The 25916-nt window shown below is 33.9% G+C and carries 26 protein-coding genes and 1 pseudogene; 22 read left to right on the forward strand and 5 right to left on the reverse strand.

Going from position 1 to position 25916, the window contains the following annotated elements:
* Positions 1-9: 9 nt before the first annotated feature.
* Positions 10-210, reverse strand: coding sequence for a cold-shock protein CspD (gene cspD, locus MHI39_RS11055; protein ID WP_058006427.1), 201 nt, complete (start codon positions 208-210; stop codon positions 10-12).
* Positions 211-587: 377 nt separating this feature from the next.
* Between cspD and mntR the strand changes: the two genes are divergently transcribed.
* From mntR to MHI39_RS11090, 7 genes are all read left to right on the forward strand, one after another.
* Entirely contained in the window at positions 588-1013 is a 426-nt protein-coding gene (mntR, locus tag MHI39_RS11060; RefSeq protein ID WP_058006426.1) for a transcriptional regulator MntR, read from the forward strand.
* Between the two features lie 62 nt (positions 1014-1075).
* Positions 1076-1750: a class I SAM-dependent methyltransferase gene (locus MHI39_RS11065; protein ID WP_058006425.1), complete on the forward strand. Its 675-nt coding sequence runs from the start codon at positions 1076-1078 to the stop codon at positions 1748-1750.
* 74 nt (positions 1751-1824) lie between these two features.
* Positions 1825-3513, forward strand: coding sequence for a formate--tetrahydrofolate ligase (locus MHI39_RS11070; protein ID WP_071975542.1), 1689 nt, complete (start codon positions 1825-1827; stop codon positions 3511-3513).
* 34 nt (positions 3514-3547) lie between these two features.
* Complete coding sequence (locus tag MHI39_RS11075; RefSeq protein ID WP_058006424.1) at positions 3548-4051, forward strand: hypothetical protein; 504 nt, start codon at positions 3548-3550, stop codon at positions 4049-4051.
* 243 nt (positions 4052-4294) lie between these two features.
* Positions 4295-7360, forward strand: coding sequence for a GNAT family N-acetyltransferase (locus MHI39_RS11080; protein ID WP_058006423.1), 3066 nt, complete (start codon positions 4295-4297; stop codon positions 7358-7360).
* Between the two features lie 9 nt (positions 7361-7369).
* Entirely contained in the window at positions 7370-8224 is an 855-nt protein-coding gene (locus tag MHI39_RS11085; protein WP_071975544.1) for a TatD family hydrolase, read from the forward strand.
* 19 nt (positions 8225-8243) lie between these two features.
* Positions 8244-8462 carry a hypothetical protein gene (locus MHI39_RS11090; protein WP_058006421.1) on the forward strand — a complete coding sequence of 73 codons (219 nt, stop codon included), beginning with the start codon at positions 8244-8246 and terminating at the stop codon, positions 8460-8462.
* Positions 8463-8509: 47 nt separating this feature from the next.
* On the opposite strand, the gene MHI39_RS11095 is transcribed toward MHI39_RS11090, so the two are convergent.
* Both MHI39_RS11095 and MHI39_RS11100 read right to left on the reverse strand, forming a co-directional pair.
* Positions 8510-9772: a SulP family inorganic anion transporter gene (locus MHI39_RS11095; RefSeq protein ID WP_058006420.1), complete on the reverse strand. Its 1263-nt coding sequence runs from the start codon at positions 9770-9772 to the stop codon at positions 8510-8512.
* A 256-nt stretch (positions 9773-10028) separates the two neighbouring features.
* A complete protein-coding gene (locus MHI39_RS11100; protein WP_071975545.1) occupies positions 10029-11684 on the reverse strand; it encodes a glutamine--tRNA ligase/YqeY domain fusion protein in 1656 nt (551 codons plus the stop codon).
* A 167-nt stretch (positions 11685-11851) separates the two neighbouring features.
* On the opposite strand from MHI39_RS11100, the gene MHI39_RS11105 reads away from it, so the two are divergent.
* From MHI39_RS11105 to MHI39_RS11145, 9 genes are all read left to right on the forward strand, one after another.
* Positions 11852-12496: an HD domain-containing protein gene (locus MHI39_RS11105; RefSeq protein ID WP_342541247.1), complete on the forward strand. Its 645-nt coding sequence runs from the start codon at positions 11852-11854 to the stop codon at positions 12494-12496.
* Positions 12493-14397, forward strand: coding sequence for an ABC-F family ATP-binding cassette domain-containing protein (locus tag MHI39_RS11110; RefSeq protein WP_058006417.1), 1905 nt, complete (start codon positions 12493-12495; stop codon positions 14395-14397). The genes MHI39_RS11105 and MHI39_RS11110 overlap by 4 nt, the downstream gene beginning before the upstream one ends.
* Before the next feature lie 164 nt (positions 14398-14561).
* Positions 14562-15686: a conserved virulence factor C family protein gene (locus tag MHI39_RS11115; protein ID WP_342541248.1), complete on the forward strand. Its 1125-nt coding sequence runs from the start codon at positions 14562-14564 to the stop codon at positions 15684-15686.
* A 143-nt stretch (positions 15687-15829) separates the two neighbouring features.
* Entirely contained in the window at positions 15830-16264 is a 435-nt protein-coding gene (locus MHI39_RS11120) for a BrxA/BrxB family bacilliredoxin (RefSeq protein ID WP_058006415.1), read from the forward strand.
* Between the two features lie 76 nt (positions 16265-16340).
* Positions 16341-17123 (forward strand): class I SAM-dependent methyltransferase, encoded by a 783-nt coding sequence (locus tag MHI39_RS11125; RefSeq protein ID WP_058006414.1) that lies wholly within the window; start codon positions 16341-16343, stop codon positions 17121-17123.
* Between the two features lie 428 nt (positions 17124-17551).
* The gene (locus MHI39_RS11130; protein ID WP_342541249.1) at positions 17552-18148 is read left to right on the forward strand and encodes a YpjP family protein; all 597 of its coding nucleotides are present in this window, start codon (positions 17552-17554) and stop codon (positions 18146-18148) included.
* A 107-nt stretch (positions 18149-18255) separates the two neighbouring features.
* Positions 18256-18951, forward strand: a complete 696-nt coding sequence (locus tag MHI39_RS11135) for a toxin (protein WP_342541250.1) — start codon at positions 18256-18258, stop codon at positions 18949-18951.
* A gap of 19 nt (positions 18952-18970) precedes the next feature.
* Positions 18971-19765, forward strand: a complete 795-nt coding sequence (locus MHI39_RS11140; protein ID WP_058006411.1) for a thymidylate synthase — start codon at positions 18971-18973, stop codon at positions 19763-19765.
* A complete protein-coding gene (locus tag MHI39_RS11145; protein WP_058006410.1) occupies positions 19762-20253 on the forward strand; it encodes a dihydrofolate reductase in 492 nt (163 codons plus the stop codon). The genes MHI39_RS11140 and MHI39_RS11145 overlap by 4 nt, the downstream gene beginning before the upstream one ends.
* An 81-nt stretch (positions 20254-20334) precedes the next feature.
* Here MHI39_RS11145 and MHI39_RS11150 read toward each other — a convergent pair whose 3' ends face one another.
* Positions 20335-20970: a hemolysin III family protein gene (locus MHI39_RS11150; RefSeq protein ID WP_058006409.1), complete on the reverse strand. Its 636-nt coding sequence runs from the start codon at positions 20968-20970 to the stop codon at positions 20335-20337.
* 189 nt (positions 20971-21159) lie between these two features.
* On the opposite strand from MHI39_RS11150, the gene MHI39_RS11155 reads away from it, so the two are divergent.
* The 3 genes from MHI39_RS11155 (at position 21160) to MHI39_RS11165 (ending at position 23594) form a co-directional block, all read left to right on the forward strand.
* A complete protein-coding gene (locus tag MHI39_RS11155; protein WP_280615596.1) occupies positions 21160-22122 on the forward strand; it encodes a nucleoside hydrolase in 963 nt (320 codons plus the stop codon).
* Positions 22123-22206: 84 nt separating this feature from the next.
* The gene (locus MHI39_RS11160) at positions 22207-22995 is read left to right on the forward strand and encodes an SGNH/GDSL hydrolase family protein (protein ID WP_278892401.1); all 789 of its coding nucleotides are present in this window, start codon (positions 22207-22209) and stop codon (positions 22993-22995) included.
* Positions 22996-23018: 23 nt separating this feature from the next.
* The gene (locus MHI39_RS11165; RefSeq protein ID WP_058006406.1) at positions 23019-23594 is read left to right on the forward strand and encodes a YpmS family protein; all 576 of its coding nucleotides are present in this window, start codon (positions 23019-23021) and stop codon (positions 23592-23594) included.
* Positions 23595-23832: 238 nt separating this feature from the next.
* On the opposite strand, the gene MHI39_RS11170 is transcribed toward MHI39_RS11165, so the two are convergent.
* Positions 23833-24525 (reverse strand): DUF4397 domain-containing protein, encoded by a 693-nt coding sequence (locus MHI39_RS11170; protein ID WP_278892399.1) that lies wholly within the window; start codon positions 24523-24525, stop codon positions 23833-23835.
* A 138-nt stretch (positions 24526-24663) separates the two neighbouring features.
* Here MHI39_RS11170 and msrA point away from each other — a divergent pair, with 138 nt between their 5' ends.
* The 3 genes and pseudogenes from msrA to MHI39_RS11185 form a co-directional block, all read left to right on the forward strand.
* Complete coding sequence (msrA, locus tag MHI39_RS11175; RefSeq protein WP_310795790.1) at positions 24664-25200, forward strand: peptide-methionine (S)-S-oxide reductase MsrA; 537 nt, start codon at positions 24664-24666, stop codon at positions 25198-25200.
* The gene (msrB, locus tag MHI39_RS11180; protein WP_251337116.1) at positions 25190-25627 is read left to right on the forward strand and encodes a peptide-methionine (R)-S-oxide reductase MsrB; all 438 of its coding nucleotides are present in this window, start codon (positions 25190-25192) and stop codon (positions 25625-25627) included. The genes msrA and msrB overlap by 11 nt, the downstream gene beginning before the upstream one ends.
* A 161-nt stretch (positions 25628-25788) precedes the next feature.
* Positions 25789-25878, forward strand: a pseudogene (locus tag MHI39_RS11185) (YjcZ family sporulation protein); the annotation flags it as partial.
* Between the last annotated feature and the right edge of the window lie 38 nt (positions 25879-25916).

Consider the following 25916-nt stretch of genomic DNA (forward strand, 5'->3'; position numbering starts at 1 on the left):
TTATTTTGATTATTTTTTTGTAACATTAGCAGCTTGAGGTCCGCGGTTTCCTTCTACGATTTCAAAAGAAACTTCTTGGCCTTCTTCTAGAGTCTTGAAGCCTTCACCTTGAATAGCAGTGAAGTGAACGAATACGTCATCTCCGCCTTCCACTTCGATAAAACCATAGCCTTTTTCGTTGTTAAACCATTTAACTTTACCGTTTTGCATAATTCTTATTCCTCCTAAATCTTACAGCACAAAGTGCCAAGAAAAAATATAGTCCATTAATGAGTCATAAAGATTTCCATAATAAGAAATATTTATATCTATTAATGTTAAATTTAATATACACCAATGTCATTCAGTGCGTCAAGATAACATTTTGTTAAAAATAAAATTTTATGAATTTTTTGATAAGTAATTCGTGCTAATGCCATATTGCCTAAAACATAGGATTTCTTGTTTAATTATTGTAATTATAGTAAACTTTTTATGGAAGATAAAAATAGAATTTCATTTTTATGCTCTTGATCTTATTCTATATACATAATTGATATATTTGAATTGTGATTTAACTTTTTATTTTATATAATGGGGGTTTAGGGATGCCTACACCAAGTATGGAAGACTATATCGAACAAATTTATTTATTAATTGAAAATAAAGGATATGCCAGAGTATCGGATATTGCGGATGCTCTATCTGTTCACCCCTCATCAGTGACAAAAATGGTGCAAAAGCTTGATAAGGATGAATATTTAGTTTACGAAAAATATCGTGGTTTAGTTCTTACACAAAAAGGGAAAAAGATTGGAAAACGTTTGGTAGACCGACATGATCTACTTGAACAATTTCTTACTATTATAGGCGTTAAAGAAGAAAATATATATCAAGATGTTGAAGGAATCGAACATCATCTTAGTTGGAATTCCATTGATCGTATTGGAGATTTAGTCCAATTTTTTGAAGAGAATCCAGAACATGCGAAAGTGCTTAAACAATTACAAGAAAAGAATGAAAAAGAGGTATAAAATCGAACCGTTAAGCGGTTCTTTTTTTCTATCACTCTTCATTAAGGATAAGGAGGTAAGTGATGAAATCATTTTCTTGGACGGACACGTCTCAATTTCAATGGGATGAGCGCGCAAAATCTTGGCATTCTAAGAGTTTAAATATGTGGTTAAACGGAAGTAGGAAGGAAATTATCCCGTTTATTGAGAATTATATTCCTAAAGGTAAGTTTCTTGATTTAGGTTGTGGTGATGGCTTTGGATCCTATTTACTTTTTGAAAGGGGATACGATGTCAGCGGGATAGATATTTCGGAAAAAATGATTCAGTATGCGAAAAAAAAGGAAACCAACCATTTGACTTTCTATCAAGGGGATATGCTAAACCTTCCATTTAATGATGAAGAATTTACTGGAATGATGGCCATTAATTCTTTGGAATGGACTGAAAGACCGTTAGATGCATTAAATGAAGTAAAAAGGGTGATGAAAGATAATGGGTTTGGCTGCTTTGGCATTCTAGGCCCTACGGCAATGCCAAGGATCAATAGTTTTTCAAGGCTAGAAGGAAAAGACACCATTTGTAATACAATGATGCCATGGGAATTTTTAAAATTGGCAACGGAAAATGGTTGGGAACTTATTGCGGAAAAAGAAGTATATAAAAAAGAAGTCACAGATAGACATGTAACGGGATTATCGAATAAATTGAAGCAAGCTTTATCATTCATGACTATATTCATTTTAAAAGTAAAATAGTTATTCTTTTAACCAAATTGTTACAGAGGAATGTTAAAATATTGATGTATTAAAAGTTGATTGGGGGAAGAAAAATGGGGACAGACAAACGAGTAAAAACAGATATAGAAATTGCACAGGAGTCTAGTTTACTACCAATTAAAGATATAGCGAAATCGATTGGACTTTCTGAAAACGATATTGATTATTATGGGAAATATAAAGCGAAAATCACTTATGAAAAAATACATAGTCTACAAAATGAAAGCGATGGAAGGTTAATATTGGTCACTTCCATCAATCCTACACCTGCTGGAGAGGGTAAATCGACAGTTACTGTGGGTCTTGGTGATGCATTAAACCAGCTTGGCAAAAAAACATTAATTGCCTTAAGAGAGCCTTCCTTAGGACCGACAATGGGAATGAAAGGAGGAGCAACAGGCGGAGGATATGCACAAGTACTACCGATGGAGGATATTAACCTTCACTTTACAGGTGATTTACATGCGATTACGACTGCCAATAATGCACTTGCTGCCCTATTGGATAATCACATCCATCAAGGGAACTTATTAAAAATTGATCAAAGAAGAATCGTTTGGAAACGTGCATTAGATCTGAATGACCGTGCTTTACGACAGATCGTAATTGGCTTAGGTGGACCATCACAAGGCGTTCCACGTGAGGATGGTTTTGATATTACTGTAGCATCAGAAATTATGGCAGTACTTTGTTTATCTTCTAGCATAGATGATTTGAAACTAAGACTTTCGAAAATGGTGGTAGGCTATAATATTGCAAAAGAACCAGTCACAGTTGGTGACTTAGGTGTTGAAGGTGCACTAACACTACTATTAAAAGATGCATTAAAACCAAATTTAGTTCAAACGATCGAACATTCTCCAGCACTAGTTCACGGGGGACCGTTTGCTAATATTGCCCATGGATGTAATAGCATCATGGCAACAAAAACTGCTTTGAAATTAGCAGATTATGTTGTAACAGAAGCAGGTTTTGGAGCTGATTTAGGTGCGGAAAAATTTTTAGATATTAAATCTAGAGCAGCAAATATTAAGCCTGATGCAGTTGTTATTGTTGCCACAATTAGAGCACTAAAAATGCATGGTGGAGTACCAAAAACTGAGTTACAGAAAGAAAACCTAGATGCATTAAAACTTGGTCTTGAAAATTTACAGAAGCATATCGAAACGATTCAGCAATATGGTCTTCCGATTGTAGTAGCTATTAATCGATTTACGACAGATACTAAGGATGAGATAGCTGTACTTACAGAGTGGTGTCAGCAGCGTTCCGTTCCTGTTGCATTAACAGAGGTATGGGGAAAAGGTGGAAAAGGCGGAATCGAGCTTGGACAGTTAGTGCTCCAGGAAATTGAAAAAAATAATAAAACATTTGAATATCTATATGATCTTCAATTACCAATTAAGGAGAAGATTAAAACGATTGTACAAAAAGTATATGGAGGCACGGATGTAGAGTTTTCTTCTAAAGCCGAAAAACAATTAATCGAATTTGAAAAATTCGGTTGGGGAAATCTACCTGTATGTATGGCTAAAACACAATATTCATTATCTGATGATCCTAGTAAATTAGGTTGTCCCAAAAATTTTACTATTCATGTCCGTGAACTAAAACCAAAATTGGGAGCAGGTTTTATTGTGGCATTAACTGGAGATGTAATGACCATGCCAGGTTTACCTAAAAAACCAGCTGCCTATCAGATGGACGTTGACGCAAATGGAAGAGCCATGGGACTCTTCTAAGTTTACCTGCGTTTAATTTAGTAGAGGTGACTTTATGTTCGATCCAACAGCATATGATAATTTGAAAGTAATATTGGAAGGAGCAGTATACGATTTAGATTTAAGTGGGGAATTAAAAATAATTGAACGGAATGATATCGTAGATTTAGCAAAAATAGTAAGACGGTATGAAATAACCTATATACTTGTCAATCAGCCATCTATAAAGGCCAATATATCACTTGAAGCAAATTTAAATCAATTAGCTTCCGAATTATTAAATATTGAAAATCAAAGTATGTTTGGAGCGAATATTGCCATTTCTTTTTCTTGGAATACGAGTGAAAATACGAAGGATTTTTTTCACTCCATTAAATCCCATTGGGGTCCAGAACATATATATGAGGAAAAACAAATCATATCTTCGTTACATGGTTCACATGAAGAAATGACGATTCGATTTTCTCGTACGATGACAGAAGAGATGGTAGATGATTTAGTAGAGATGTTTCACTATTCTATAGTAACAATCAAAAAGTTATTAACAGGAACAGGCTAAATGCCTGTTTTTTTATTGAAAAACAATAATTGTATGATCATTTTTCAGAACGTATATATTTTTCAGAAAAGTGTTTACAAAGAAAGAGTAATCCTTTAGTATTACAAAAGGAAGAAAAAACTTCCAAATTCAAAGAAAAAAGGAGGAGTTTTACATGATGCAGCACACAAAAAAGTCTTTAAAAAGATTAAAGGACGATTCTCCATAGTAGAAATTGAAGGAATTTTTTTAGGAGGCTATTAAATGACCCAATCAACGATAGATAGTATAAAAATTGTAAAATACCATGAAGGATTAGCTAAATCAATTGCTGATATGTGGAATGAAAGTCGTGAGGGCTGGGGCGGAGATGCTAGTATCATGACTGAAGAGCAAGTCATTGAAAAAGAAGCTAATTCAGAAGATTTGTTTTTATACCTTGCTTTAGATAATGAAAAGGTAGTGGGGTATTGTGGTATATCTGAATATAAAGAAGATGTCAAGGCTCTGTATATTCGATTATTAAATGTTCATCCAGATTATCAGGGGAAAAAGATTGGTAAGCAATTAGTTTTGAAAGCTGTTGAAAAAACAGTTGAACTCGGTTGGCCACGGATTGATCTATATACCTGGGCAGGGAATGTAAAGGCAGTACCTCTTTATAAAAAATGTGGTTTCTTTTGGGAGGATCGTGATGAAACGACTCACCTTATGAATTTTATCCCATTAGTCTTGCAAAATGAACTTTTAAAACCATATTTTCAACACTTAGATTGGTATAAAGATAATAAGAGAGTTATTGAAGTAAAACCTGATGGAACAAAGGAGAATGGATTTACTTTTTTTGAATATATTTGGCAGAATGAACAGTACTATGTCAGGGTTCAGATTGAAAAGAGTGGGAGAGGAATTCGTCTCATTGAAACAAATGAATATTTATTAGAAATTAAGATGGATAGTCACTCAAAGATCGAGGGAAGAGATGCAAATTTACAGGTTTTTGTAAAAAATAAAACGAATGAGGCTTTGACTATCGATGTGAACGGATTGCAAAATGAACGAATTCATGTTCATGCTACTTATAAACAAGTACACGTCAAAGAACAATACCATATAGATATACCTGTATCCATCTATGATGGAAGTGAACCGAACGAGTGGGTTACACATCCTAAAGCAGAATTAAATATTCAAATGAATGGGCTGAGATGTATAATGGCTCTAGGAACCTACCCGAAAAAAGCGATGAAGTTAAAATGGGTGTACCACCCGAAAAAATTTGAAACCAATAAAAGGCAAATCTGTTATTTAGAGATTGATAATCAATTAAAACAGAATGCTGAAATCTCACTTGAATTACCAGAGAATTCCTGGCTGGAGTGGACGGAACCGATTATCACAAATTCTGTTGAGGAAATTGGACTATTGGAGGTTCCATTTTTAATCAATAAATATGGATTTATACAGGCTGAATGTAAAGTAACGGTGAAAACAGAAGATGAAACCTTCGAATGGTCAGAACCAGTTGCATTTTCTCTTCCAAATTTCGGCGTTAAGGCGTGTGGGTATGATAAAGAATATTATTACCTACAAAATGGCTACTATAAAGTGCGTATAAGAAAAAGAGACAATGCAATGACTGTTGGTTCTGAGGAAAATCTTATTCAAAGAACAGTGATATTTCCACCGAAATTTGGTAAACCTTATATTGGAGAACTTTCGAAAAAAGAGGCAAGTCATTTTGAATGGAATCAGGATGAGCAAAAGTCAACATTAAAATTATTTTATGAGATTTCTAAGCCATCAAATTTAAAACTAATAGCTTGCTTTGAATTATATGGAGAAGGGCTATTGAAATATTGGTTGGAAATAGAAAATAGTTCCCGGGATGAATTGCATGAACTTTATGTATACCAACCCATTAGACATGAACTTAATCAAACATATGTCCCTTTAAACAATAATATTATTTATTTTAACGATGCTAAAATGACGGATCTCAGCCAATTAAATAGTAATGAAGTTTCGGAGAATTGGATTTTTTCAGATGACTTAAAAGAACCTCATGGTCTATCTTGGAGTAAAAATGCAAAAATAGGCTTTGATGGTTGGCTATTATATGTAGAAGAGAAGATAGAAACGCTTCAAGTAAAGGGGAAAATAAGAACGAGTCCTATCCATATAGCGGTTGGGGCAATTAAATCTGTTGAAGACTTTCAATTTTTTGCGACCGGTTTACGTGAAACAATGCTCATCAATAAAGAAGTAAATTTATCTACTCCGACAACTAATTTAGTTTTAGCGGATCAGGATAAAATGGCAGTACAATTAAAAAGAATCCAAAATCGATATTTTCACGGAACACTATCCATTGAAGAAGGACAGGAAATAATCCATCAAATGGAGATACATCAAGAAAATAATCAGGATATTCAATTGGAAATTCCAACAAAGAAAAAAGCGTTTACTCCTATTCACTATTCATTGGAAAGTGATTCGCAGCAAATACAAGGTTCAATGTTATTTATTCAACAAGATCATACAAAAATTCAGTTAACCAAAGAGGAAGAACAATCTATTTATAAGTTAACGAATGGTGATTTAACTATACGGGCATCAACGAGGTTTTTTCCAACACTATATTCAATTAAATATAAAGACCAAGAGTGGTTAGATTCTAGCTTTCCAGTCCCTGAACCAAAAGCATGGTGGAATCCTTGGGGAGGTGGAGTACAGTCATCTTTAAATGGTATAAGTCTTTTTTCATGGTTAAAAGAACAATCCTATACAACTTTTGTGAAGAAAACGGATCAGCACGGGAATGTATGGGAAGGGTTGGCTATTCATACGAATTTTGAAAAACATGAAAAATGGAAAGGATTAAGAAGTATTCAATATTATTTAACCTTGCCAGGTGTGCCAATTATCGTTCATTTTACAGAATTAGCTCATCTCCACCGCTCAATACATGAACCACTTTATACTGAATTATGGTTAAAGAAAGGATCGATTAGCCATACAATGGCACAATTAGTTGATACTAAAGGAAGCCAATGGTTCAAAGCGGGGTCAGAAGAACATATCTTCCGTTCTAGCAATCCTTATCTAGTTTCTAATCATGATCAAACAGAATGGATGCAAGTATTTTCGGCAAATTCAAAGGCAGATTCAGAATGTATTTTTAGCGAAGAATTCGCCCTAGCAGCTACAATTTCTCATTTAAATATTAATCCAGGTGATGATCATAGAACGGAACCAATTTTTATGTTATTCCCAGGAACGCCGATAGAAAAAGAAGCGATTGAAAGTTTAAAAACCATTAAATTTTAGGAGAAAGTTATGAAAATTATTGATTCACATATCCATTTCTCCAATATTCGTTCATTCCATGAAACCGCTAATCAGCAATCACATGTTGACTACTCAAAATCTGGGATTGTAAAGGAATTTTCTGAAGCTGGAGTTGTCCTAGGTATAGGCATGGGGTTAACCGAAACAAAAGGGATAGGATTCCCGGATCCCGAAGCAATGACCCCTATGGGATTAGATTTAGAAACTGAGCTACCAAATAACATCGTTTACTGTGCAGGAATTAATCCATATTCTTTAAATGACCAAAGTCTAATATTACTAGAAAAAGAGCTCCAAAAACCAAATGTAGTGGGATTAAAGATATATTTGGGTTATTATCCTTTCTATGCTTATGATGAAGTATATCATCCAGTCTATGAACTTGCTGAAAAATATGATGTTCCGGTTGTTTTTCATACGGGGGATACTTATTCTGAGCGTGGTTTACTGAAATTTTCTCATCCACTCACATTAGATGAAGTAGCTGTTCGGTACCGAAATATCCGTTTTATCATGGCTCATTTCGGTGATCCCTGGGTATTAACAGGGGCAGAAGTTGTTTATAAAAATTCAAATATGTATGCTGATTTATCAGGCTTAATTGTTGGTACTGAAAAAGAGTTGAAAAGTTATTCGGAAGGCCGTTTTTTAGACCATTTACGTCATGCATTAGTTTATTGTGATCATTATGATCGATTACTATTTGGGACGGATTGGCCATTAGCACCGGTAAAACCCTATATTGAATTCGTAAAGAATCTAATACCAGAAAGATTTCACGAAGATGTTTTTTTCAATAATGCTTTAAAAGTGTTTCCACGGTTAAGAAACATTATAGATTAACGATAAGGGGATACAAAAGATGAAACTAGTAAGTGGTACCATTGCTTTAAGTTTCTCATTTGTAATGTTTATGTATTTAATTGAAACATTTTTACCGTATGCTAATAACAATATTGGTTTATTTGTTTTTCCTTTTACCCTTTTGTTCTTGTCTATTTATTTTTTTGTAACTTATAAACAGGAAAAAGTGAAGAAAGTAAAGGGGATTAAGTTTGAGGATAGTGATTATGATAGGTAATAAAGAGTAGGCTATGAATACGGAAGTTCCGTATTCATAGCCCTTTTTTAGTTTTTCACTCTATTTAACTGAATAAGTGAACTTATAGTTGCAAGTGTTAACCCAATAATAAATCCTTGGATCATACCAACGAATAATGTGCAAATAAATGTAATGAGTAAACTAAATCCATCAAGGGGCTTATTTTTTAATAGTATAATCATCCTTTTAAAATTTATTAAAGGGTAGACGGAAACAATTATCACAGCTGCTAGAGTTGCAAGTGGTAAATAATAAAATATAGATGTGAAAAAGAGGAGAGTAGTTAATATCATGAACATAGAAATGATGTTTGCAAGTTTAGTTTGTGCACCCGATTGATAGTTAACAGCTGTCCGGGACAATGCACCAGCAACTGGAATCGATCCGACAAAAGCGCTTGAAATATTTGCTGAACCTAATGCAGTCATTTCCCGATTAGGGTGAATTAGTTGATTTTCCTTTTCTGCAATAGAATGGGCGATTGCATATGATTCTAGGAAGGATATGAAGGCGATAATAAATGCAGTAGGTATAAGTGCTTTCATATCTTCCAAATTTATTTTAGGAAGAATAAATTCAGGAACCCCATTTGGAATAAAGCCAACTATGGCTGTATGGTATGGTAATAAAAACATTTTATTTATGATTGGAAAAAGAAAAACAAGTAATATTGGTCCAGGTGAAATGCTAGTAGTTCTCTTTAGGATTATTAATATAATGATACTCCCTATACCAATCAAGGAAGTGACTGGATGAATAGAAGGTAGGTTTGTAAACAATTTAGACATATAGTTAAGAACATTAGTTTGTGTAATCCGTTCTATACCTAATAAAACATCGATTTGATGTAGAATTATTATAACTGCTGCAGCAGAAATAAACCCACTGATCACATGTTTAGGGATGTAATTAAATAATTTGCCTACATGAAAAATCCCTAATAGAATTTGAATGATTCCTACTAACAAAGTAAGTTGTACCATTGCTTCAAAAAAATGAAGAGACTGTGGTTTTGCTATTGAAAAAACTCCTGCAAAAGCAATAAGAGAGATGATGGAAGTTGGGCCAACAGATAAAAATTTGGATGAACCGAGTAATGTATATATTAATAAAGAAGTAATGGCTGCATATAGGCCATATACAGGATTGACACCTGCAAGATTCGCATAGGCCATACTTTGTGGGATAAACAGTATGGCAACGATGATACCAGCAGTTAGATCACTTGAAAAGGAATGACGAAAATGGTGGTTTCTAACATGTGGAATCGAAGTATGTTTTAGTGCCACAAATGTTCTCCTTTCTATAGTTTGTCCTTTTAAAACATATTCGAAATACAAGGATTTATGAGTAGGATGATGGGGAAAAAGAGGCTTGTCTACAAGAAATAAAGTTCTTTGTAAACAAGCCTCTTATTATTGTTAGTATAAATTGGATCTTTTCACATATAGTTTTTGGTGTGTATGCTTCATTTTTTAATCTATGTTTGATTGCTTAGAACTTTAGTAATATCCTAATACTTTTTCTTACAAAGTAAATGAAAAATTATAATTTAAATGAACTCTTTAATGATACTACACGATTAAAGACGATTGAATCAGATGTAGAATGTTTTGGATCAACATTAAAATACCCGTGTCTGAAGAATTGAAATTTATCATATGGTTTCGCATCAGCCATATTTGGTTCTACAAATCCTTGGGCAACTTCCAATGAATTTGGATTGATATGATCTAGGAATGTTCCGCCATCTTCATCTAGTTCCTCGTCTAATATTAATGAATCGTATAAACGAAACTCAGCAGGAACTGCTTTTGAAGCTTCGACCCAATGAATCGTACCTTTTACTTTTCTACCTGTAAATCCAGTGCCACTCTTTGTTTCAGGATCATAGGTACAACGTAATTCTATAACTTCACCGTTTTCATCTTTTATGACCTCTTCACATTTTATGAAATAGGCATGTTTTAAACGTACCTCATTCCCAGGGAAAAGGCGGAAATATTTCTTTGGCGGATCCTCCATAAAGTCCTCTTGTTCAATATAAATCTCACGAGAGAATGGAATTTTTCTCATTCCCATTTCTGGAACTTCAGGATTGATTTCCGCGTCCAGCATCTCTACTTGTCCTTCTGGATAATTAGTAATGACAACTTTTAATGGTTTCAATACTGCCATTGTACGAGGTGCTTTTAATTTTAGATCTTCACGGATAAAATGCTCAAGCATTTGAACATCTACTGCACCACTGCCCTTTGTAATCGCAAGTTCTTCACAAAAGGCGCGTATTGCCTCAGGTGTGTAGCCTCTGCGACGTAAACCAGAAATGGTTGGTAGGCGAGGATCATCCCAGCCATCAACAATTTTTTCATCAACTAATAGCTTTAGTTTTCGTTTACTCATGACTGTATTCGTTAAATTTAGACGTCCAAATTCAATTTGTCTAGGAGTTGCTTCCATTTCACAGTTTTTAACTACCCAATCGTAAAGTGGTCGTTGATCTTCAAATTCTACCGTACACAGTGAATGAGTAATTCCTTCAATAGCATCCTCAATTGGATGGGCAAATGCATACATCGGATAAATACACCATTTATCTCCTGTATTATGATGATTAGTATGTGAGATACGATATAGAACTGGATCTCTTAAGTTAATATTAGGGGAAGCCATATCAATTTTTGCACGTAATACTTTTTCACCATTGGCAAATACACCATTCTTCATTCGTTCGAATAAATCAAGATTCTCTTCGATTGAACGGTTTCTTGAAGGGCTCTCTATTCCAGGTTCTGTTAATGTACCACGATGCTCTCTAATTTCATCAGCTGAAAAGTCTTCTACATAGGCAAGTCCTTTTTTTATTAAAAGCACAGCTCTTTTATACATTTCATCAAAATAGTCGGAGGCAAAGTGAAGATTTTCCCACTCATAGCCAAGCCATTTTACATCTTCCTTAATTGACTCAACAAATTCAATATCTTCCTTTAAAGGATTTGTATCATCAAAACGGAGGTTTGTCTTGCCATTAAATTCATCTGCTAAAGAGAAGTTAATAAAGATGGATTTTGCATGACCGATATGCAAGTAACCATTTGGTTCAGGAGGAAAACGAGTAACAATTGTATCATGTTTTCCGTTATGTAAATCTTCCACCATAATATTTTTTATAAAATTGGACGGAGTCGCTTTTTCTTCCATTAATTAATCACCCTTCTAACACATTCATTTTGCATATTCTAATATTATAACAAACAAAACAAAACAGTAAACATTTCTCTTAAGAATATGTAAAGAAAAGGGTTCTTCTTTATGTTATATATAGAAAACATGGTAAAATAAATGGATGTGAGGGGAGAGAGAACTATTTGGAAGAGATAATTAAGAAAACAGAGCAATTTATAAAAAAAGAATTGGGCGAGGATACTAGTGGCCATGATTATTATCATGTGAACCGTGTAAGGAAACTTGCTTTACATATAGCTAAAAATGAAGCAAATGGAGATCTGTTCATTATTGAAATGGCGGCCCTCCTTCATGATATACCTGACGAAAAATTAAACACGGACATCCATGAAGGGATGATTAAATTACAATCCTTTTTAGCCTCCATTCAGCTAACAGATGTCCAAAGCAAACAAATCATCAATATAATCAGTAAGCTATCATTTAGAGGGGGAAATGAAGCAGAGTTAACTACCTTTGAAGAAAAAGTAGTTCGCGATGCTGACCGACTTGATGCAATTGGGGCAATGGGGATTGCTCGTGTTTTTGCCTATGGAGGAAAAAAAGGACAACCAATATATGATCCAGACATTGCAGTACGTGAAAACATGACAGTGGAACAATATCGAAAGGGAAAATCAACTTCAATCCATCATTTTTACGAAAAGCTATTATTACTAAAGAATCGAATGCATACCGAGACTGCCAAAAAATTGGCCGAAGAAAGACATCAGTGGATAGAAAACTTTTTAAAACAATTTTTTAAAGAATGGAATGGTGACATATGAGATCATTAACTGTTGAAAATCTTTCAAAATCTTACGGTGATAAACAATTATTTCAACAGATTTCATTTCATATTAATGAAAAAGAAAGAGTGGGTCTCATTGGTGTAAATGGAACCGGAAAATCTAGTCTGCTTAAAATTATTGCAAAAATTGATGATCCAGATACAGGTGAATTAATCCACCCGAATGATTACACAATTAACTATTTATCACAACAACCAGATTTAAATCCTGAACTTTCTATTTTAGAACAGGTATATCAAGGAGAAGCGGCGATAATGAAGCTGTTACGAGAATATGAGACCGCTCTTATAAAACTCGAACAGGAACCGGAAAATCAAGTATATCAAGAACAGCTATTTAAACTTCAATCTGATATGGATGCACAAAATGCTTGGGATGCAAGTTCAAATGCAAAAACTATTTTATCCAAATTAGGTATTGATCATTTTTATAGAAAAATTGGAGAGTTGTCTGGAGGACAACAAAAGCGTGTTGCTTTAGCGCAAGTTCTTATTGAAACACCAGATTTATTAATCTTAGATGAACCAACCAATCATCTAGACTATGAATCGATCAAATGGTTAGAAGAGTATTTAGCAAAATATCAAGGTGCAGTTCTATTAGTTACTCATGATCGTTATTTCCTTGATCATGTTACGAACCGAATTTTTGAATTGGATCACGGTTCTTTATATGCTTATCAAGGGAATTATCAATCCTTTATTGAAGCGAAGGCGAGACGAGATGAAGAAAGTATCCAAACAGAAGAAAAAAGAAAAAACTTATATCGAAGAGAATTAGCATGGATGAGACGTGGAGCAAAAGCACGTTCTACGAAACAAAAAGCAAGAATACAAAGATTTGAAGAGTTAGAAGGGAACTTAGGAAATGTTCCAGCAAAAGAAAACGTAGACATTGCTATCCAAGGAAGTCGATTAGGTAAACAAGTGTTCGAATTTCAACATGCTTATAAATCGTATCCGACTCAAATGATTTTAAAAGATTTTAATTGGTTAGTAAAACCTCAGGATCGCTTTGGAATCGTTGGTAAAAACGGAAGTGGCAAATCAACGCTTATGAATATGATTGCTGGTAAAATTGAGTTGGATCAAGGTAGTTTTATAACAGGTCAAACGGTGAAAATCGCCTATTACCAACAACAAAATGAAGAGTTAGATGAATCGAAACGAATGATAGAATATATAAGGGAATATGGGGACGTTGTAACGACTAAGGATGGGGAAACCATCTCTGCAGCCCAAATGCTAGAAAGATTTTTATTTCCGATGCATACCCACGGTACCCCTATTAGAAAATTATCAGGTGGGGAAAAGCGTCGCTTGTATTTATTAAAACTATTAATGGGAAAACCGAATGTTCTCCTTTTGGATGAACCAACGAATGATCTAGACACCCAGACTTTAACGGTTTTAGAGGATTATTTAGAAGAGTTCCCTGGTGTAGTCATTTCAGTCTCGCATGATCGCTATTTTCTTGATAAAACTGCTGAACAGCTTCTCGTGTTTCAAGGAGATGGAGTGATTGATAAATATTATGGGACATATAGTGAGTATTTGGAGCAATCTGTGAAGACTATCAAGTCAGGGCAAGTAAAAGAAAAAGTAAAAGAAGACACGTCAGCGATTGAACAAAATAAACCGGCTAAAAAGAAAAAATTATCCTATAATGAGCAACGCGAATGGGATGAGATTGATACCAAAATTTCGGAAACAGAAGAAAAACTTGAATTACTTCAAAATCAATTAAATCAGGTTGGGAGTGATTTTGAAAAGGCCCAAGCACTAACAGAGGAAATTGACGTTGAAAATGAGAAGCTTGAACAATTAATTGAAAGATGGAGCTATTTATCTGAACTCATCGAATCCTTCTCCTCATAATTTACGATTGGTTTTTACACTTTTATTGGTATTGATGAAAAAATCAATTTGAAGGGTTATAAAAAGAATAGGCTGTCTAATACAGTTTGTGCGAATAAGAACAAGATAAAATTCTCTTATGTTAAAATGGGGATAAGAAAAAAGAGAAGGGTGGATATTGATTCATGAACATTATTTCTATTGAACCTACACCGAGTCCAAATACGATGAAAGTAATATTAGATCAGGAGCTCCCTGCAGGTAAAAGCAATAATTATAAAAAAGAACAGATTGAAGATGCGCCAGCCTATATTAAAGCTATACTAGAAATTGATGGAGTCAAAGGTGTGTACCACGTAGCAGATTTCCTTGCGGTTGAACGAAATGGAAAAGTTGATTGGCAACAAATCTTACCAAAAGTAAGGGAAATATTTGGGGAAGAGGATGGAAATCAAGCAGACCATGGGATCGTAGATGAGCATTTTGGAGAGGTTAATGTTCATGTCCAAATGTTTAAAGGAATTCCTTTGCAAGTAAAGCTTACAGATGGGGAACATGAACAGCGATTTGGTCTTCCAAGCATGTTTGTAGAAGCGATGAATGAAGCTCAGCTAGAGGGAGATAATTATGTACTATTAAGAAGATGGCAAGAATATGGTGTTCGCTACGGTGATCTTCAACAGATCGGTGAAGATGTAGTTGAAGAACTCTTAGCTGCATACCCAGAAAATAGATTAAAAAATCTCGTTGAAATGGCAAAGAACCCTGAAAGTTCTAAACAATTGAAGAAACTTATAAAACTTACACCGGAAATGTTAGATGATCCTGATTGGAGAAAGAGATATCAGCTTCTCGAACAAATGGAAGAGCCAACAGTAGAAGATCTCCCTTTATTAGAAAAGGCACTAGCAGATGAAAAATCTTCAATTAGAAGATTAGCAGTCGTTTATCTTGGGATGATAAAAGATAAACAAGTTCTCCCCTTATTATATAAAGGCTTAAAGGATAAAGTTGTAACGGTAAGAAGAACAGCAGGGGACGCTTTATCAGATCTTGGTTTCAAAGAAGCAATTGAACCAATTATGGAGGCGCTTAGTGATAAGAGTAAAATAGTACGTTGGCGAGCGGCGATGTTCTTATATGAAGAAGGAGATGAAAGAGCACTTTCAGCGTTACATCAAGCAGAAAATGATGCGGAATTTGAAGTTCAGTTACAAGTGAAGATGGCAATTGAAAGAATAGAAGGTGGAGAGCAAGCTAAAGGATCAATTTGGAAGCAAATGTTGGAAGCCCGTCAAAAAAATAGTTAAACGTATACTACCAAAAACATTGACTATCTTGCTTTCAAAAAGAAGAGTTAAATGAAAAAATTTGTTCGAATTGTAGGACTTAAGCTATTGTTAAAAGAAATCCATATTAAATGAGTGTAAAAGCGAATAGGAGGCTGAATAATATGTCAATGGCATATGAAGAATATATGAGAGAAATAGTAAAGCCTATGCGGGCAGAATTAGTCAATGCAGGTTTCAAAGAACTAACTACGGAAGAAGAAGTAGAAAATTTTATGAATACTGTCGAAGGAACAACATTAGTGATAGTTAATTCTGTATGTGGGTGTGCAGCTGGATTGGCTCGCCCTGCAGCTGTTTCTGCTGTTCAAAGCAGTACCAAAAAACCAGATCATTTAGTTACTGTATTTGCTGGTCAAGATAAGGAAGCGACAGGAAAAATGCGTGAATTTTTTACTGGTTTTGAACCATCCTCTCCATCTATGGCCATACTAAGTGGTAAAGAAGTTGTTCATTTCATTCCGAGAGATGAAATCGAGGATCATGATGTGGAAGAGATAGTAAGTAATTTGACAACTGCATTTGATAAGTATTTATAATAGGGTGTATTTACACCCTGTTTTTTTGTTATAGAAAATAGTGAATTAAATATAGTATTGAATGAAGGTTGAAAAAATGATTGTAACAACAGCAGGACGAACGGATAAAAAAATGATAGAGAAGGCAAAATTAATTGCAGCTGAACTACTATTACGTTATATACCTCGAAACAAGCAATCCGTAAAAAGGCTACATGACTTATATAGATGTGATTGTCTGATTGTAGGAAAAGAAAGACTGGAATTAGTTCCTTTCGCTTTAGATCAAGCGTTTTTCTTTCACCCTAATTCAGCAAGTTTCAGAATAAAAAGATTAAAAAGGGGTGACAAAGATCCATTTATCGATGTCTGTCAATTATCGACTGGAATGTCGATTTTAGATTGTACAATGGGACTCGCATCTGACAGTATTGTTGCATCCTTCATCGTTGGAAATACAGGGAAGGTCATCGCAATTGAAGCCAATCCTTATTTGCATTATATTGTGAAAAATGGATTAACACAGTGGCGATCGGAGATAGAAGAAATGAATCATGCCATGAGGAGAATAGAAACAAATCATGCAGATCACTTAGAGTTTTTAAAAGGTCTACCAGACCATTATGTAGATATCGTCTATTTTGATCCAATGTTTGAAGATGCAATTTTATCATCTGATGGCATATCAGGGTTACGGCAATTTGCTTCCTATTCTTCATTGAATGAGGGGCTAATTTCTGAGGCAAAGCGAGTCGCAAAAAAACGGATCATTCTAAAAGATCATTTTCGCTCCCCCAATTTTCAAATGTATGGATTCCATGTCAATATTAGAAAGTCCGCAAAATTTCATTATGGAGTAATTGAACTTGAAACAAAATAGAAGGACTATCTGATCCAGATAGTCCTCTATTTATATCATTCATTAATCTGTTATGGTTAAATAGACAAAATATGCCAGCATAATAAATATACCAATATAAGTAAGTGTTGTTTCCATTTCGACCCCTCCTATGAATGAAATAAGTTTACACAAGGATATGTAATTTACAATTAGCTTATACCGTTACAGTATAAAATACTCTTCCTTTACAACAAATAATTTTAGATTTACAATATTCATATAAAGATTAATTTTAGAATATTACTATTTAATCAATTAATCAAACAACATATATACTACTATATATCCTTTTGGTAATAATTGAAACCTTTTCATTCGAAAAATCGTCTATATAAGTATATGATTCTAGTAACTGGACTTAAGTGGAGAATAATCATGTCTTATCTTAATAGAAAGGACTATGTTATATGAAACAATGGTTGAGAAAATCCGTCGTAATACTCGTTTCTATATTAACATTTGGGCTAGTGACACCTGCCCATGCAATTTGGAATGAGAATCACGGGGTTGATAAAGCAAAACATCAAAATGAGGCTTCAGATTTAAAACAAGCAACAACACTTAGCAGCTATAGAAGCGAACAACAAGAAAATAATCGTGACACGATTATTCAAAAAATGATGATGGAAGCTGAGAAACAATCTTTTGAAAAGTTTGGTGAAAAAATTTCACCAATTATTGAAGATGAATTTCGCCAAGTGATTCTACCAAAAATCCAAGATGCAATTGAAATGACGATTGCAGAATACCCAGAAGAAGAATTATCATCATTTGCCATTACAGAAACACCAAGTGGTGGTGTAAGTGAGAAAATTTTCCATATTTACAATATTAAGACGAATGAGGACATTATCCGTTTTCACGTAAGGAGAGACCACCCACCTATGGATGGGTATTATTTTAATTTTCATTATCATACTAAGTTTGACAACTATCAATCCCATTATCATTTAGGTGAAATATACTGGGATAAAAATACACCACCAAAATGGATGAGCGTTTAAAAAATCGGCTAAGACCGATTTTTTTTTATTTACCAAATTTTAATTAAAAGGAGTGACTATTTCTCTATGATATAATGAAATTATTATACTAGTTGGAAGTGAAGCCAATGGGGAAATACTTAATGATTAGTCTTTTAATCTTTTCTTTAGTGCTGCTGCAAGGAAATTCAAAACCTGATATTGATGGAATTCTATTGAAAAATTCAAAGATACTTCAAACGCTGAACTTGAAATCGGGCAAGCAATTAAAAAATATAATCATTTTACCAAATCATAAAAATTATCATTATGGGGAAGTAAAAAAAATTATTTCTAGATTGGACCATTTACCATCATCTATGCTAAATAGGGCAATGCTAGCGGGCATAAAAGTTAAACTATTCGATGGCAAGCTCACAGATAATCCCTCAGCTGCTTTTTTAAAAGGAATAACCCCAAGAGGTTATCAGGATCGGTCCATGACTTGGGATAAAGTTCCGGGTATTGGTGGCTCACAAATTGTATTAGTGAAGATTGGAAGTAGTGAACAAGGAATGGGGCATGGTTCTGTAAATTTAGAGCTTCATGAAATGGCCCATTCATTAGAACGATTTCTCTATTCTTCCAATGATAAAAAAAGGAATTTTAAGTACATTTGGAAAGAGGAAGCACCATTATTATTCCCCCATACACAATATTTTTTAACATATCCAGAAGAATATTTTGCAGAAACCTTTGCGATGTACTACTATAATAAAGTAACGAAAAATGAATTAAGGCGATTAGCACCAAGCACATACACCTATATTTCACTTCTTCAGTAGAATTGGGGGATATCAAGTAATGAAACAGTATTTAGATTTATGTCAACATGTACTAGAAACTGGAGTAACTAAAGAGGATCGCACTGGAACAGGTACTATTAGTACATTTGGTTATCAAATGCGCTTTGATCTTCAACAGGGTTTTCCGCTTTTAACGACAAAAAAGCTACATATGAAATCAATCATACATGAACTTCTGTGGATGTTAAAAGGGGATACGAACATTAGCTATCTCCAAGAAAATGGTGTAAGGATTTGGAATGAATGGGCTGACGAAAATGGTAATCTTGGTCCCATTTACGGACATCAGTGGCGCTCATGGACTGGAGCTGATGGAACAACCGTTGATCAGATAGTCGAAGTGATTCAACAAATTAAAACCAATCCTGATTCACGGAGAATGATTGTGAATGCTTGGAATGTAGCAGAAATTGATAAAATGGCGCTTCCGCCATGCCATTGTTTCTTTCAGTTTTATGTAGCAAATGGAAAATTATCATGTCAATTATATCAACGCTCAGCAGATATTTTCTTGGGCGTTCCATTTAATATAGCATCATATGCATTATTAACGATGATGATTGCACAAGTATGTGATTTAGAACCGGGTGAATTTGTGCATACTCTAGGGGATGCACATATTTATAAAAATCATATCGAACAAATCCAGTTGCAATTAACAAGAGAACCACGTGCTCTACCGAAAATGGTTATAAATCCTAATGTAACAAATATTTTTGATTTTAAATATGAAGACTTCGAGATTCAAGCATATGACCCACATCCACATATAAAAGGAGTGGTAAGTGTATGATTTCTTTTTTATGGGCACAGGATGAAAAAGGGGTTATTGGACGAAATAATCAGTTACCATGGCATATTCCCGAGGATTTAAAATATTTTAAACGAACAACGATGGGACACCCCATTGTGATGGGACGGAAAACTTTCGACTCCATTGGGAAACCACTACCTGGAAGACAAAATATTATCATCACTCGAGATGTAGATTTTAAGGCTGATGGTTGCTTAATATTTCAATCTAAACAGCAGCTACTAGAATGGGCATCTAGGAATGCTCCAAATGAGATTTTTGTTACCGGGGGAGCGGAAATTTTTGGCTTACTGATGGATGAGGTGGATCGGTTGTATGTTACAAAAATCTACCATGATATTGAGGGAGATACGTATTTTCCAATCATCGAGTGGGATGAATGGGATTTAGTCTCATCAGAAACAGGTCTAAAAAATAAGGATAATCCTTATGATTATGAATTTCAGGTGTATCAAAGAAAACCGTGAACATATTTTGTTCACGGTTTTCTACATTTCTAAGTGATATCGTATTAATGTTGTTGTTCAATGATTGTTTTACATCAAGATTTACACAAAGTATAAGACACAAAAGTACATAAATGCATTTCCGCCTATGACAAATAAATGCCAAATTGCATGAGAGTATGGCAATCTTCGCCATATATAAAAAATTGCACCAATTGTGTAGAGGATTCCACCAGTTAAAAGTAAACCAAAGCCAGTACCAGTAAGACTTGCATAAAGGGGTTTAATGGCAATAATAACAAGCCACCCCATTAAAATGTAAAATAGAGTAGAGAGGATTCGGAATCGGTGAATCATAAAACATTTAAAAGTAATTCCTAATAAGGCAAGACCCCAAATGATTCCGAATAATGTCCAGCCGAATGCTCCATTAATAGATATTAAAACAAGTGGGGTATATGTGCCGGCGATTAGTAGATAAATAGCCGAATGATCGAGAATAGCAAATACCTTGCGGGCTCTAGATGGCTTAAAGCTGTGAAGCATAGTTGAAAATAAATAAAGCAATAACATAGTTGTTCCAAAAATAATGAAACTAACCATATATACAGGATTATTTTTTTGTGCTGCAAAGATAATAAGCATGACTAATGCAGGAATACTTAATAAAAATCCTATACCATGAGTAATTGCATTTGCGAGCTCTTCTTTCCAATCATAGAAATAAGTACTATTCAATTAGTTTACCTCCTTCTATAACCATTACAATTTTGCGATTTTTCCTTCATAACTTATCCATATGATAACTGTTTCTACAATGTTAAGCAAACTTTTTCTAGGATGCTCAATTGATAGAGCCAATCCTTTTTTTAAAACATGCTTTAAAACCAAGCCTTCTCACATAGATGTAAGTAAGGAGATGAGATCATGAGGAAAAAAAAGGTTCTTTTTTTTAGTGATTTCGGTGTCGATGATATGCTTGCAGGAATATATGCCTATTTTAGTGAAGAAATAGAGCTTGTTGGCTTTGTAGCGGATTATGGGAATGTTTCAAGAGAAGATGCTTTGCGGAATGTTAAATTTTTTCAACAGCTAACAGGGATTTATGATGTACCAGTCTTCGGTGGTGCGGTGATTCCTCTTACAGGAGAAAGCCCCGTTTACTATCCTGAAATTCATGGACCATCTGGTTTAGGTCCGATAATACCCGAACTATATACACAAAATTCATTGGAAAATTTCAATAGCATTAATGATGTGATAAAAAAATATGAAAATGAACTAATTATTTTTAGTGCTGGCAGACTAACTTCGTTAGCAACAATGTTTATTTTATATCCAGAAATGATGAAAAAAGTGAAAGGAATCTATATGATGGGTGGTGCTTTTAAATCACCAGGCAATGTAACTCCAGTTGCCGAAGCGAATATTTTTAGTGATCCTTACGCTGCTAATCTAGTCATGCAATTATCTCCTATTAAGATTCATATTGTTCCGTTGGATGTGACCAAATATGCTATTCTTACTCCAGAACTTGTGAACGAATTGCATTCTCATTATAGTATGACAAAAAATAAAGTTGGACAATTGATTAAACCTATGATCGATTTTTATTTCAATTATTATAAAAAAATGAATCCAAAATTAATAGGTAGTCCCATACATGACTTATTTGCCATTTGGTCTATAAGTGATTATGCAGATATAAAGTTTGTTGATGTTCCGGTGAAAATTTGTGTGACAAAAGGGGATGCTTATGGTCAAAGTCTAGGAGATTTTCGCGATACCATTATGAAGGCACCATGGCCAGTCCATCATATTGCCCAACAATTTAACTATTCTCAATTTATTAAACAGGTCATTGAAACATTAACTGCAATCAAAAGTTAAAAAGTATGAAAAATTACCTTTAAAAATGTTTGACCCTTAATTTACGTGTTATAATAAAACAATGTAAAAGTGGGGTGATGTGTAATGAAAAGAATTCTCACCTTCCTTTTTGCTACTATGTTATTTGTGTCAGGTTGTTCGAGTGGAACAGCAGAACATGCATTAAAGAGCATAGATGTTCAAGATAAGAAAAATCCTCCATCTAGTTTTATTCCAAAGGATGTGGAAATAGTCTCTGTTGGTGATTCATTAACTCAAGGTGTGGGTGATAGTACAAATCAGGGTGGATATATTCCGTATTTGAAAAAAGATCTTGAAACATTAAAAGAGGTAAGGTCAGCGAACTTTCAAAATTATGGTGTCAAAGGGAATCGTACCGATCAATTAGAAAAAAGACTAGATCAAAAGGAAATAAAAAAAGCGATTAAAAAAGCAGATTTAGTTATTATAACAATCGGTGGAAATGATGTAATGCAAGTGTTTAAAGATAATTTTTCAAGTCTTCAAGTATCTAAATTTGAACAGGCATTAGTAGGTTACAAAAAAAGACTTGGAGAAATAATTGAAACGATTCGAGAAAATAATCCTGAAACGGGGATTGTACTTGTTGGTATATATAATCCATTTATGAAATGGTTTTCGGATATTAAAGAAGTGGATGAAATCATTAAGGAATGGAATCAAGCCAGTGAACAAATTTTGGCTAAATATAGTAAAACAAAGTTTATTCCAATCTTCGATATATTTGAAAATCAAGAAGAGGACTTACTGTATACCGATTATTTTCATCCAAATGATCATGGCTATAAGCTAATGGCGAAACGAATCTTTAGTTATTTAGACAATAATAAATTAGCTCAATTCATAGAGTAATATGGTGCAAGGGAAGAGATATAATGAAAAAAAGTCGATGGAAAATCGCATTTTTTAGTTTATTAGTCCTGAATATTTTGATTGTCGGTTTACTATCATATTTCATTTTTAGTCCCGGTGTTAATGAGATTCCAAAATATAATGTCAAAGAATCTGATAAAATCAACTTAAAAGTAAAATCGAATAAAAAAGACTTAACGAATTTAATTAACCATTATATTCAAAAGGAGAATTTAAACGGTCCGATAGATTATAGTGTAAATTTAGATAATGAAGTTGAGCTTTTTGGAACAATGCAAATTTTTTCAGAGGATGTCCAATTAAAAATGACTTTTGAACCAGTAGCACTAAAAAACGGTGACTTATTATTAAAGCAAAAATCGATTTTAATTGGAGATCTAAATTTACCTGTTTCATATGTGTTGAAATTTATTCAAAAGTCATATAAACTACCCGAATGGGTAACGATTGTACCGAATGAAGAAGTAATCTATGTCGGTTTACATGATTTAAAGGTAAATAATATGACTGTACGAGCAAATACATTTGATTTAGAAAATGATGATATTGAATTTTCCTTACAAGTACCAATGAACTAACCAATATGTATATAAAATTACACATCGATAGGAAAGGATTAATAGTTTAATCCTTTCTTTTTTATTGGCTGTTTTCATATAGTGCCATTTTTAAAAGTCCAGCTGCGGAAATTTTACGTTTGTTATAGGCTTTTTGCAGTTCTTATTTAGCTTGCAGCTCTTTTCTCAGTGAAATGAAGGGGATGGTCTTCAACGGATTTATAAATAGTAACTATGTTTCAGAAGAGAGGCTTTTTATTTAATAGATAATTACAGAGTGATTAAGTAACACAATACTATAATGAAGATTGGGCTTGAAAGTAGTATTAGTTATTTCTCTAATGGTTTCTTTTGTTAAAGAATCTTTAATTTCTAGATCGACAGTCATAGGGGTTAAAGTTAAGTAAGGTGTAGCCTCTTTAAATCCAATTGTAGAGAAAAGAGTGTTTCCATTTTTAATAGAAACATCGATATTCTTATAAAATGGGCTTAAATTGATAACACGTATATTTGTGATTGGTGATTGGATTTTATTATCATCAATATATTCAAGAAGTTGATAGGTTTTGTCTTTACTTATGAGAGGTATTGTATAATGATGATTTTCTTTGAGTTTCACTTCCTTTCGAATGATTGGAGTAGATGTAGATCCTTGTGGATAAATCTCTATTAAATAAATACCAACAGGTAAGGTGATATATTGACTAATTTCTTTAAAAGAAAAATTATAGAGTATTTTCTTTCCATTCAAATAAACGTCTACACCCTTTAAGCTTTGTGTTGCATGTAGAAAACGTATAAAAATTGGCGGAAGATAGATTTGTCTATTAACGTTAGTAGGTAAATGTTTATGAAAAACCCTAACAGAATTTAAAGTATTTAGAAATGAGGTAGAATTTGAGTGAATATAAGGATTTCCTAAATGATGAAAAAAATACGATTGATCTGCCATACTATTCTCTCCATTCATTAAATACGATGGTTACCGTTGTCATTGTATTCGTTATCATCTGTAAATGTTTCCTATTATTTGTGCATTAATAAAAAAAAGCGTAATATTTATTTTAAATAGATGGAAAGGATGAGAAATTTGCAAACGGAAAAGGCTACTTTTGCAGGTGGTTGCTTTTGGTGTATGGTAAAACCATTTCATGAACAACCAGGCATAGAGAGTGTTGTTTCAGGATATACGGGAGGAAGAACAGAGAACCCTACATATGAAGAGGTATGCTCGGGAACAACTGGTCATACTGAAGCTGTTCAAATCACATTTCACCCAGATACTTTTTCGTATGAAAAGTTATTAGAAGTATATTGGCAGCAAATTGATCCTACAGATGAATATGGACAATTCTTTGATCGAGGAATCTCCTATCAGCCTGCCATTTATTATCATAACGAACATCAGCAGCAATTAGCATTAAAATCGAAGAACGATTTACAGACAAGTGGGAGATTTGATAAACCTATTGTTGTTAAAATTCTACCAGCAACAGCATTTTATCCGGCGGAGGATTATCATCAGGATTACTATAAGAAAAACCCTTCCCATTACAACGCGTACAATGAAGGATCAGGAAGAGCGTCATTTATTCGAAAGCATTGGAGTGATATTCATGAAAAATGAGGAAATCAAATCTAAATTAAATCCGATACAATATGAAGTGACACAAAATAATGGCACAGAACCACCGTTCCGAAATGAATATTGGGATCAATTTGCTGAAGGAATTTATGTTGATATTGTCTCTGGAAAACCACTATTCAGTTCCAAAGATAAGTTCGATGCAGGGTGTGGTTGGCCTAGTTTTACAAAACCAATTGTTGAAGAAGAAATTATGGAAAAAAGAGATACAAGTCATGGAATGATTCGTACTGAAGTAAGAAGTAAAACGGCAGATTCACACCTAGGCCATGTATTTGATGATGGTCCAGGACCAACAAAGCTTCGTTATTGCATAAATTCAGCTGCTTTGAGATTTATCCCGAAAGATAAGCTTAAAGAAGAGGGATATGATGAATGGGCTTCTTTGTTTGAGGATCACAAAGAATAAGAAGAATGTTCAAAAAATATGGGCAAATACACATACAAAAAATAGGTTATCATCATACCTTAGCATTGACAAAAAAATGAGGAGTGAAAGGTATGTACTACGGATATGATAACTGCTGCTATCCAACATATAATTATGCCCCATGTGGTTATGGCTATGGTGGTGGATACAGAAATGGTTTTGCTCTAATTGTTGTTCTATTTATTCTTTTAATTATTATTGGCGCAAGCTGGATAGGACCTAAATGTTAAATATAAAATGGGGAGTTAAAACCTCCCCATTTCTATTT

Origin of the sequence: Heyndrickxia sp. FSL K6-6286 (genome assembly GCF_038630395.1) — a bacterium.
Classification (GTDB): Bacteria; Bacillota; Bacilli; order Bacillales; family Bacillaceae_C; genus Heyndrickxia; species Heyndrickxia oleronia.